This window comes from Petrocella sp. (genome assembly GCF_059865615.1).
Map to the genome: position 1 here is coordinate 1 of NZ_JCBCDA010000050.1, position 10,682 is coordinate 10,682.

Genomic DNA, 10,682 nt, shown 5'->3' on the forward strand with positions numbered 1-10,682 from the left:
TATCATCAGTTAGGTTTACACCGAATCAGCAAAGAAATCTCCAATAATTATAAATTTACATTTGACCTTGATTCGATTCTTTCACGACTTATCTATGGTAGAATTCTTTTCCCTTCTTCCAAGCTCAATACTTATCAAGAAGCTAAATCCCTTCTTGAACAAGCAAATTTTGAATTGCATCAAGTCTATCGTGCTTTAGAGGTTATCGCTAAAGAAACCGACTTTATTCAATCGGAACTCTATAAAAATAGCTTATCCATTTCCAAAAGAAATGATCGCATTCTTTACTACGATTGTACCAATTATTTTTTTGAGATTGAGCAAGAAGATGGGCTTAAACAATACGGTTATGGTAAAGATCATAAACCTAATCCGATTGTCGAAATGGGCTTATTCATGGATGGTGATGGCATTCCTCTTGCTTTTAGCATTCATAGTGGCAACACAAATGAGCAAACGACATTAAGACCTCTTGAAGAAAAAATACTAAATGACTTTAAGTTGTCAAAGTTTATTGTTTGCACCGATGCCGGGCTTTCTTCTACCGATAACCGTAAGTTTAATAACATCAAAGAAAGAGCTTTTATTACGACTCAGTCGGTTAAAAAACTAAAGAGGCATTTAAAAGAATGGGCTCTTAATCCAAATGGATGGTCCTGTGCTAACAGCAGTCTCACCTATGATATTCGTCTTCTCGACAAGGATAAGGATACCTATGAAAGTCATCTGAATACAACGTTCTATAAAGAACGCTGGATTAAAGAAGATGGACTTGAGCAGAAGCTTATTGTTACCTTTTCCTTAAAATACAGAGATTATCAGCGTCAGATTCGAAATCGACAATTAGAGAGAGCCTTAAAGCTCATTGAAGGTCGCCCAAGTGATATCAAGAAAAAGAAACAAAACGATTATAAACGATTTATTACATCCACTAGCGTCACTCCCGATGGTGAGATTGCGGAAAAAGTCGTTTACGATATAGATAACGAGACTATTCTAAAAGAGGAAATGTTTGATGGATTTTATGCGGTATGTACAAATTTAGAAGACGATGCACCTGCTATTGCAAAAGTGAATCACAGACGTTGGGAAATCGAAGAGTGCTTTCGCATTATGAAAAGCGAATTTAAAGCTAGACCTGTATATCTTAGTAGAGACGATCGCATAAAAGCTCATTTCACCACTTGTTTCTTGGCTTTAACACTATACCGCTTCCTTGAAAAAAGATTAGGAGAAGCTTTTACGAGTCATGAAATCATTAGTGGGTTAAGGGATATGAATTGATGCTCTACATGATGCTTTTGGTTTTAGAACAGATTGTCAGATTGTATCGAACAAAAGCTTTAAAAATATTTTCAAACAGACAAAAAACAAAAACATTATTCACTTTTTGAATAAACAAGAAAAGCTTGAACCCCAGTATTTTCAATGGGTTCCAAGCTTTTTTCATCTCACAACTGTCAAAGACAGGATTATAACGTATCTTCTTACTATAATCCAATACCAATATAAACAAATTTACTGGTTAACTCTCTTTATCGCAAAATATTTCCCCCTTAAGCAGTGGGCTTTTGACGATTCTCGTTCTCCTAAATATCAAAAGTTCAAAACTGATATTCTACCTGTGGTAATCAACTATGAAATAGTGGATTATAACCTTCTCATTCAATACTACCAGGAACGCTACAGCTATACTGTCAAGCCTGTTAATCGTCGTAGCGAATGTGATATTCCCGAAGATTGTCATTGTCCTCCTTGCGGCGCACCTTTGCCTTATTTATACAAGAATAATGCTTCTAAGGAGCAAGTTCTCTGCAAGGTATGTCAGACACGTTTTCACCCTACCAATAAATACAATCAACCACTTAAGCTTCCTTGTCCTTATTGCGGACACGCCCTCCTTCATAAGAAAGATCGTATTAACCTTTCATGTAAACCTCGGCCTATCCCTTCGCAAAACATCCCAAACTCTCAGAGATCTATATAACATTCAGGTCTCCAATACTATGGTCGCCAACTATGCCAAAACAGCTGCCACTGTTATCAAACCTTTTGTTGATCACTATGATTACAATACCTCCAATAAAATGGTGGCAGATGAAACTTATATCAAAGTGCGCGGCCTTAAGGGTTACATCTGGTTTATCATGGATGCCATCTCTCGTTCCATCATCTGCTATCAAGTCTCTGACAACCGTGCTGTTGGTCCGTGTATTATAGCTATGCGCATGGCCTTTAGGCATCTAAAAAACTTCTTGAAAAATTTCACTTCATTGCGGACGCTTATAGCGCTTATCCTTTAGCTGCCCAACAGTTTCCAAAAGCTGAAAATGGGGGGTTTAGAGTTTGATATTACTCAGGTCATCGGCCTTACGAATGATGATGCAGTTTCCACTGAATTTCGTCCTTTTAAACAGATTGTCGAACGTCTCAACCGTTCATTTAAAATTTCTTGTCGAGTCACTTGTGGTTACGATAACTATGATGGTACCAACTACGGCGTTGCTCTCTGGGTTGCTTATTACAACTTCCTATGCCTGGCAAATGGCAACTCCTAATATTTCTTAGTCAGCAAACCATCCTAAAATTACAAAACCAACAACCCGATGACTCTATCTGTTCTTAGATTCTAAGCCAGAGGGGTTCTTCCCAGCCACCCCAAAGGGATTTACCCTTGATAACTCTTAAAAATAATGCTACATTGCCTAATCCTACGGCGGCGAATTCTATCTGTTCTTGAGTTCGTCGCCGTAGGTAACGATGCTAAAGCATTATTTTTATGAGCTGTCAAGGGTGGCGGAAGCTGCCACTCAACTCCAGTTATCAATTTCTAAGGTTCTTATTGAGCCTTTTTCTTTGACCAGTTTTTTTTCATACGTTACTTTACACTATCTTTTGAGAGTACGTTATTTGTTACTCTTTTAGCGTGATAGATTATGGAAAGTAAATCAATGGCTAATAAATTACGACGAAATAATTTTTTAATGAAAGAATTAGAAGCGATTGCAGAAGTCTTAGACTATGAATTTGTAGCTTCTTTTATAGAAAAAGCTAGCAATTGAAATAATTATCATACAAGCAAAAAAAGCTATCGAATAAATGGATTTATGTCACTGTTTCCATTTAGCTCAATAGCTTTTTTCTTTTTTGATGGCTTATTTTTATTATTGGCTTACACTTTCAAATAATTACCATGGATATTATTTTGCATTTTTCTTGTTGATTTTTAATCCAATTTCAGTATGATTTTGCACCATAAGTTACGATATTTTACGATAACTTGCGTGTTTCAAAAATCGTTGTAACCCTTGTAAAACCTAGTGTTTCCGCCTGTTTTACTCAAGTTCATATGGTGTAACCTGGTAAACGTAGTAATTCAACCAGTTGGCATATAACAAGTGGGCATGACTACGCCAGGTGTTGACCGGCTTGTTATGGTCATCATCATCCGGGAAATAGTTAATGGGTATCTTGATGGGCAGGTTTTTATTCTTGTCTCTCACATATTCCTGATTCAAGGTCTCGGCTTCGTATTCCGAATGACCGGTTACGAATATTTGCTTGTTATCTACGGATTTGACAATGTAGACACCGGCCTCATCGGATTCAGCAAGAAGTTCCAAAAGTTCGTTTTCTATAATCGGTGTTTTATGAATGCTGGTGTGTCTTGAATGTGGCACTAAAAATTCATCATTAAAGCCTCTAAGTAAAGGAGAATGTGTTTTGACAACCTTATGCTTAAAAATACCGAACATTTTTTCATCCAGATCGTATTTACCGATACCGTAATGATAGTATAAGCCCGCTTGAGCACCCCAGCATATATGGAAAGTTGATGTGACATTGGTCTTTGTCCATTCCATAATCTGAGTCAATTCTTCCCAGTAAGTAACTTCTTCAAAAGGCATTTGTTCTATAGGTGCACCTGTAATAATCATACCGTCATACTTATTTTCTTTTATTTCATTAAAAGTTGTATAAAAAGCAATCAGATGATCTGTAGAGGTGTTTTTCGACTGATGGGTCTCCGGTACCAGTAAGGTTATTTCCACTTGCAAAGGTGAATTACTTAGTAGCCTTAATAAGTGTCGCTCTGTCTGATCTTTTAGAGGCATCAAATTCATAATCACAATCTTTAGGGGACGTATGTCTTGAGTATGGGCCCGATGCTCATCCATAACAAATATGTTTTCATCCAACAGTTCTTGCTTTGCTGGTAAATCATTATTGATTTTAATAGGCATAATTTTTCACCGACTTTCTCTTTTTTCAAAAAATACTATGAATAATAGTATACACGTCCATGTAAAATTCGTAAAGACTAGACGCTTGATTCATATTTTCGAGTAATCCTAAACATAGGGACTGTTGCTCACAGCCCCTATGTTCTATTTAACTATTTGGTCAGGTTGATTAATGGCTTCATGAATCGCATATCCGGGTGGTACCATTGGGTACACATTACTCTCTGTTGCTACTCTACAATTGATAACCGATACTTTGTTGGAACTGAAGGCTTTTTTGATGACTTCATCGACCTGTTCTACTGATTCAATAACAAAGCCTTCTGCACCCAGTGATTTTGCAAATCCTATGTATTCGATATCCTCACCAAGATCTGTAGATGAAAAACGATCTTCATAGAAAAGATTTTGCCATTGCCTTACCATGCCAAGAGCATTGTTGTTCATGATGAAGATCTTAATTGGCAACTTGTGTTTTACCGCTGTAATGATTTCATTGAAATTCATTTTAAAAGATCCATCACCGGTAATCATGACAACACGATCTTTTTTATTGGCAAACTGAGCGCCAATGGCTGCTCCAAGTCCATACCCCATGGTACCTAGTCCTCCAGACGTAAGGAACCTGTTTGGAAACATAAAAGGATAATGTTGTGCCGTCCACATTTGATGTTGTCCAACATCGGTGGTCACAATATCTGTTGATTTACAATGTGCAGCGATACGTTTTAATACATGTGGTACATTCACAGTATCATAATTGACCTTATGACCAAACTCTTGCTTCATATAAGCTACATGGTCCACCCATTCAGGTACCTCTTTAACTGCTATGACCTCATTAAGCAACACAAGAATCGTCTCTATATCACCAATAACATGTTCATTGACAACAATGTTCTTATTGATTTCGGCAGGGTCCACATCAAAATGTACAATAGTTGCTTCTTTGGCAAATTTGTGTTCATTGCCCACTACCCGGTCAGAAAATCTAGCGCCAATAACCATCAGCAAATCACATTCGTTGATTAATCTATTCGATGTTAATGAGCCATGCATACCAATGTTACCGGTGTACATTGGATGATTATACGGTGTTGCACCTATACCCATAAGTGTGTTGGCGATTGCACTTTTTGTCTTATCTGCAAACGTCATTAAGGCTTCGCTTGCATTTGCTCGAATAACACCACCACCAGCAATAATCATGGGACGTTTGGCTTTATTAATAATCTCAACGAGCTTCTCAGGAATATGAAGGGTTTGAGGCTTATCGTATACTCTTGGCTCTTTTCTTATATAATCTGTCATCATAGATGTGATGTCTTTTGGTATGTCAATGAGGACAGGACCTGGTCGTCCGGATTTTGCAATATAGAAGGCTTCTCGTATAACATCTGCAAGAATATTAATGTCTTTAACCATATAGTTATGTTTTGTAATCGGAAAGGTAATCCCCTGAATGTCCACTTCTTGAAAACTGTCTTTTCCAAGCATAGGTATACTGACGTTTCCGGTGATGGCTACCATCGGTACTGAGTCCATATAAGCTGTTGCAATACCTGTCACCAGATTGGTTGCACCAGGGCCTGATGTTGCAAGGCAGACGCCGACCTTACCTGTTGATCTCGCATAACCATCTGCTGCATGAGAAGCACCTTGCTCATGAGATGTTAGTATGTGGGTTATATGTTCCTTGTTTTTGAACAGTTCATCATATATGTTAATTGTTGCCGCACCCGGATAGCCGAATAAATAATCTACCCCTTGTTCTTTAAGACATTCTACTACGATCTGCGCTCCATTTAATTTCATAGTGATTACTCCTTCCAATTTCTATTCTAACTATAACATATGGTTAAAGTGTCAAAATATAAAAAACCCATACATCCTATCATTTAGGACGAAGGGTTGCTCCGCGGTACCACCTAATTTTGCTTGCGCACGCTCAAATAATACGAGATCTAATCCGATATTATCGCCCTCATAACGGTGGGCTACCGATGAAGCCTAATCTCCTTAGATTACTCCTTAGATTTCAGTTCACTGCTCCAAGGCTACATTCCTACAAATCTTCTCGAGAACTTCCCAGCATCGCCCTCTCTCTTTGCTTTCGATCATATAGTACTCTTCCTCTTCATTGCATTTTTAATCATTTTAATGGATTTATAAACCCTTGTCAAGTATTGTTATTTTTTTCACTTATAAATTGACGCGTTGAATCGATAAATTCTTTTTTCATTGTCATGATGTACTATTTTTAGTATACTTTTAAATAGGGTTAAAGGGTCACAACTAAGTTTCGCTAAATTCGCCTATCATATGTAGATTATGTTGATCCATTCATAACTACATATGGTAGGTGAAAGTTCAACTATATAGTTTTGACGCCTTAACCAAATAGGTTAAATAAGTGAAACTTAGTTTTGAGACTTTAACCAAATAGAATTATATTACAAGGAGGCTTATATGCTTACAAGAACTTCTGCTCTTGAACTTTTAAAAGAACATGTCACCTCGGAAAGCTTGATCAAACACTGTATGGCGGTTGAAGGTTCCATGCGTGCTTATGCTTCGTTATATGATGAAGATGTTAATCTGTGGGGTCTTACCGGTCTTTTACACGATATTGATTTTGATAAACATCCCAAAGAACATCCTCAACATGCTCGTAAATACCTTATAGACCTTGATCTGCCTGAATCTTCTTTGATTGCAATAGAACAGCATGGCAAGTTGGATTTGGAAGCACGTGGTTCTTTAATATCAAAGACCCTCTTTGCTGTGGATAGCCTATCTTCTTTTATTCTTGCTTATGTTCATGTAAGACCTGATAAAAGTTTTGATGGTATTCCTTTAAAATCTATTAAAAAGAAATTTAAAGATAAAGCTTTTGCTAGAGCTGTAAATCGTGACTTGATTATTAAAGGTGCAAGCGATTTAGGTGTCAATCTGGACACCCATATGGAAAATGTGATTCAAGGCATTGTCGAGTGGGAACATGAGCTGAATAAAATGGGGTTTAGTTTAGTGTAAAATATGACTTTTCACCCTCTTATTGGTTATGAAAAGAAGTAGATTCATATTTTTGAATCTACTTCTTTTTTAAAACATATATAATTTGGTTTAATATAATCTCAATACATTATTTGATAGAACCTGCAACCATGCCCTTGATGATATGTTTTTGGGCAAACAGGAAGCCGACGATAATGGGTGCAGCCGCCATGAGCACTGCCGTCATGATTAGGTCCCACTTCTTAACGAAAGATCCTGCAAAGGCTCTGATGGCTAGGGGTATGGTTTGTACATCTTGACCGACACCGAGGATTAAGGAAGGTAACAAGAAGTCGTTCCATATCCAAATGGCATTTAGGATGATGACCGTTACAAATATAGGCCGCAGTATGGGCATGATAATCTTAAAGAAAATCTGGGGACGGCTACAGCCGTCTATGGTGGCTGCTTCTTCAAGCTCTAAGGGTATCGATTTGATGAACCCGTGGAACATGAAGACCGCAAGCGGGGCGCCAAATCCGATGTAGGCGATGATCATACCATGATAAGTTCTAAGCATTCTTATGCCGGTTGCTTCATAGATTATTCTAAAGAAGGCGACCAGTGGAAACATGACCACTTGGAAGGGTATGATGAGTCCGCTTAAGAAGACTAAGAAGATGATGGTGGATAGTTTGCTTTTGGTTCGAACCAATACCCATGCTGACATGGCGGAGAAGATGGTTATGGTGGTCAATGAGCCTACGGTGATGATGACCGATGAGAATACGCTTGATGAGTATCTGATGCTTGGTCTGTTCCATATGTCATTGATATTGACTAAGAGTTGACTCCATTGGTTTGGCAAAGATATGGGGTCGGTGATGATTTCTAAGGATGATTTGGCTGAGTTGATGATGACGATGAAGAAAGGAAACATGATGATGACAAAAAGGATGAAGGTGATGATGGTTAAAATTGTGTTGACCGTATTTTTTTTGACACCCATTACATTTCCACCTCTTTCTTTTTATTATAGTAGACCTGGCCGATGGATACCACCGATAGGACGATGAAGAATATGATGGCTCTGGCCTGGCCTTCTGCCATGTTGTTGTATTTGAAGGCGACACTATAGATGTGCACGGCCAACATTTCCGTTGAGTTGACGGTGGTGCCTTGATAGATGGCGGTTGGTCCTCCGTTGGTTAAGGCGACGATGATGTCGTATTGCTTAAAGGAGGTGACCAAGGTTAAAAAGGAGGTGATGGTGAAGGCTTGTGCAATCATGGGAATGGTGATGCTTCTAAGTCTTTGGATGAAGTTGGCACCATCGATTTGGCTGGCTTCTATGAGCTCTTGTGGCACATTAAGCAGGGCCGCTACATAAATCATCATGATGTACCCGGCGTATTGCCATGTGAAGGCAAAGATGAGTCCAAAAAGGGCTAAGTTGGGTTCTGCTAGGATGAGGATTTGTTCTAAGGCTTCTATGCCAAGCAATGTTCCAATGGAGGGTACGACACTTTTGAAGATGAACTGCCAGATATACCCTAGTACCAGTCCCCCGATTAAGTTGGGGATGAAAAAGCCTGCTCTGAAAAAGTTTTTGAATCTAATTTCTCTTGTGACGAGAAAGGCCAGTGTTAAGGCCACTGCGTTGATTGAGATTACGCTTAGCAAGGTGAATAGGAAGGTTCTTAAAAAGGAATACCTAAATGCCAGGTCACTGAACATGTTTTTGTAGTTACTTATGCCTACCCAGTTGGCTTCTTGTCCTGCTACAGCTGTCCAGTCTGTCATGGAGTAATAGACACCCATACAAAATGGTACGACTACTACGAGGATGAAACTTGATAAGGCCGGTACTAGAAATAGCCAGAATACCAGTTTTTCTTTTGTTTTTTTGTTCATACGTTTTCCTTCTCCCTCGGTCATTTTGTTTGTTGTTACTGGTTATTGGTTATACATTTTACCCTATCTATGGGGTTTTTCTTATGAATTAAAAGGAATGTCCCCATTGCTTGTCCTTGTGCCTTTTCCTTTTAATTCATAAGAAGGGTGTGTGTCTTACACACACCCTTCCCAAATGTTTCTTCTACTTTTTCGCTTTGTTTTACTTGATTTCTTCTATTTTTGCTACAAGTTCTGCTATGAAGCCTGCTTTGTCTAAGTCACCTTTTGCATAGCTTTCATAAAGTGGTGCAATGGTTCCCATTCCGAATCCGTCCGGCATGTCGTTTTGTAACCATGTGTAGGCACCGTTTTCTTTATTCAACCACTCTGTTACGTTGGCTGATAGAGGGGTGTCCGGTACGAGGGTTACGTTTGTAAATGCAGGTACCATTTTCGCTTCGTTAACCATATAGTTATGACCTGCTTCTGTTGTTGCCATGAAGTTTAGGAAGGCTCTTGCTGCTTCTTGGTTCGTACTGTCACTGTTTAGTACATAGTAAGATGGTGCGCCTATGAAGATGGCGTTGTGCTCTCCATATACAGATGCATGTGGTGCAAAGCCCATTGGGAAGTCTACCCCATTGTCTGTTAACCATGGGTCAATCCAGTTTCCTTGGTGTACAAAGGCTGCTTGACCGGTTGCAAATTGACCAACTTGAGCATCATAGTTACCTGTTAATAATACAGCTGTATCTGCATATGCAAAGAGGAGTTCTACCCAGTCTGCATACTGTGTTAAACGCTCTACGTCTGCTTCACCGTTGTTGAGCTTGTCAAGTACGGTGGTATCACCATACTCTAGTCCTGCTGATAGATAGCCGTTAAAGTTATGTAAGCCTGTTACCCATCTCATGTCTGGGCCTGCTGCCATCGCTACTACGGATTTTAGACCGAGTTCGTCTTTCATTGCGTCGATTGTTTCAAAAGCTTCTTTGTACGCTGCTTGTGATGTTAGGGTTGCAGGGTCTACACCAGCTTGGTCTAAGATGTCTTTGTTATATGCCACTCCCCATGCTTCAACTGCTACTGGGAACCCATATACTTGACCGTCTACTGCAAATTCTAGTGTTGTTAAATCCATCCATTCTTCATTCTCAAATGGTGTGAGTTTGCTTTTCCATGTGTTGTATCCGCCCATTCCTTCTATGACATAGATGTCCGGTTGTCTGTCGGATTGGAATTCTGCTTTTAGGTTCTCTGCGTATGGTGTGTCACCGCCAGAGGTTTTGACCGTAACTTCTACGCCTGTCTCCGCTTCATACAGGGCTGCAAATGCCATTAGTTGTTCACCAATCTCTACTTTGTTCTGATAGATGACGACGCTTTGTCCCTCTGTTGATGCTGGTGCTTCTGTCTCTGTTCCTGTTTCCGGCGTTTCTGTCTCTGTTGTTGGGGTCTCTGTTTTCCCACAGCCGGCAAACAATGCTGTTACCATTGCAAGTACCATTATCATTGTTAACAATTTTTTCATTTTTGTTCCTCCCT

General features: G+C 39.2%; 7 protein-coding genes, 2 pseudogenes and 1 other annotated feature. Of the genes and pseudogenes, 4 read left to right on the top strand and 5 right to left on the bottom strand.

The genetic code is table 11. The features are described from left to right. From AC6F8J_RS06180 to AC6F8J_RS06190, 3 genes and pseudogenes are all read left to right on the top strand, one after another. A pseudogene (locus tag AC6F8J_RS06180) lies at positions 1-1,369 on the top strand (IS1634 family transposase); the annotation flags it as partial. 102 nt (positions 1,370-1,471) lie between these two features. Next, positions 1,472-2,626, top strand: a pseudogene (locus AC6F8J_RS06185) (IS6 family transposase). A 310-nt stretch (positions 2,627-2,936) separates the two neighbouring features. Further along, positions 2,937-3,062 (top strand): hypothetical protein, encoded by a 126-nt coding sequence (locus AC6F8J_RS06190; RefSeq protein ID WP_500721834.1) that lies wholly within the window; start codon positions 2,937-2,939, stop codon positions 3,060-3,062. 273 nt (positions 3,063-3,335) lie between these two features. Here AC6F8J_RS06190 and metA read toward each other — a convergent pair whose 3' ends face one another. Continuing rightward, positions 3,336-4,244, bottom strand: coding sequence for a homoserine O-acetyltransferase MetA (gene metA / locus AC6F8J_RS06195; RefSeq protein ID WP_500721836.1), 909 nt, complete (start codon positions 4,242-4,244; stop codon positions 3,336-3,338). A gap of 144 nt (positions 4,245-4,388) precedes the next feature. Continuing rightward, the gene (gene ilvB, locus AC6F8J_RS06200) at positions 4,389-6,059 is read right to left on the bottom strand and encodes a biosynthetic-type acetolactate synthase large subunit (RefSeq protein ID WP_500721838.1); all 1,671 of its coding nucleotides are present in this window, start codon (positions 6,057-6,059) and stop codon (positions 4,389-4,391) included. Between the two features lie 81 nt (positions 6,060-6,140). Further along, positions 6,141-6,394 (bottom strand) — a binding site (T-box leader). Positions 6,395-6,713: 319 nt separating this feature from the next. On the opposite strand from ilvB, the gene AC6F8J_RS06205 reads away from it, so the two are divergent. Then, positions 6,714-7,280, top strand: a complete 567-nt coding sequence (locus AC6F8J_RS06205; protein ID WP_500721839.1) for an HD domain-containing protein — start codon at positions 6,714-6,716, stop codon at positions 7,278-7,280. A 109-nt stretch (positions 7,281-7,389) separates the two neighbouring features. Here AC6F8J_RS06205 and AC6F8J_RS06210 read toward each other — a convergent pair whose 3' ends face one another. From AC6F8J_RS06210 to AC6F8J_RS06220, 3 genes are all read right to left on the bottom strand, one after another. Further along, positions 7,390-8,250, bottom strand: coding sequence for an ABC transporter permease subunit (locus AC6F8J_RS06210; protein ID WP_500721840.1), 861 nt, complete (start codon positions 8,248-8,250; stop codon positions 7,390-7,392). Beyond that, on the bottom strand, positions 8,250-9,155 hold the full coding sequence (locus AC6F8J_RS06215; RefSeq protein ID WP_500721842.1) for an ABC transporter permease subunit: 906 nt from the start codon (positions 9,153-9,155) through the stop codon (positions 8,250-8,252). The genes AC6F8J_RS06210 and AC6F8J_RS06215 overlap by 1 nt, the downstream gene beginning before the upstream one ends. Before the next feature lie 202 nt (positions 9,156-9,357). Then, positions 9,358-10,668 (bottom strand): extracellular solute-binding protein, encoded by a 1,311-nt coding sequence (locus AC6F8J_RS06220; RefSeq protein ID WP_500721843.1) that lies wholly within the window; start codon positions 10,666-10,668, stop codon positions 9,358-9,360. Between the last annotated feature and the right edge of the window lie 14 nt (positions 10,669-10,682).

What these genes read in the sequence shown, in the direction of transcription:
- AC6F8J_RS06190 (WP_500721834.1), top strand. Translation starts at nt 2,937, where the DNA reads ATGGAAAGTAAATCAATGGCTAATAAATTACGACGAAATAATTTTTTA.
- metA (WP_500721836.1), bottom strand. Translation starts at nt 4,244, where the DNA reads ATGCCTATTAAAATCAATAATGATTTACCAGCAAAGCAAGAACTGTTG.
- AC6F8J_RS06220 (WP_500721843.1), bottom strand. Translation starts at nt 10,668, where the DNA reads ATGAAAAAATTGTTAACAATGATAATGGTACTTGCAATGGTAACAGCA.
- AC6F8J_RS06215 (WP_500721842.1), bottom strand. Translation starts at nt 9,155, where the DNA reads ATGAACAAAAAAACAAAAGAAAAACTGGTATTCTGGCTATTTCTAGTA.
- AC6F8J_RS06210 (WP_500721840.1), bottom strand. Translation starts at nt 8,250, where the DNA reads ATGGGTGTCAAAAAAAATACGGTCAACACAATTTTAACCATCATCACC.
- ilvB (WP_500721838.1), bottom strand. Translation starts at nt 6,059, where the DNA reads ATGAAATTAAATGGAGCGCAGATCGTAGTAGAATGTCTTAAAGAACAA.
- AC6F8J_RS06205 (WP_500721839.1), top strand. Translation starts at nt 6,714, where the DNA reads ATGCTTACAAGAACTTCTGCTCTTGAACTTTTAAAAGAACATGTCACC.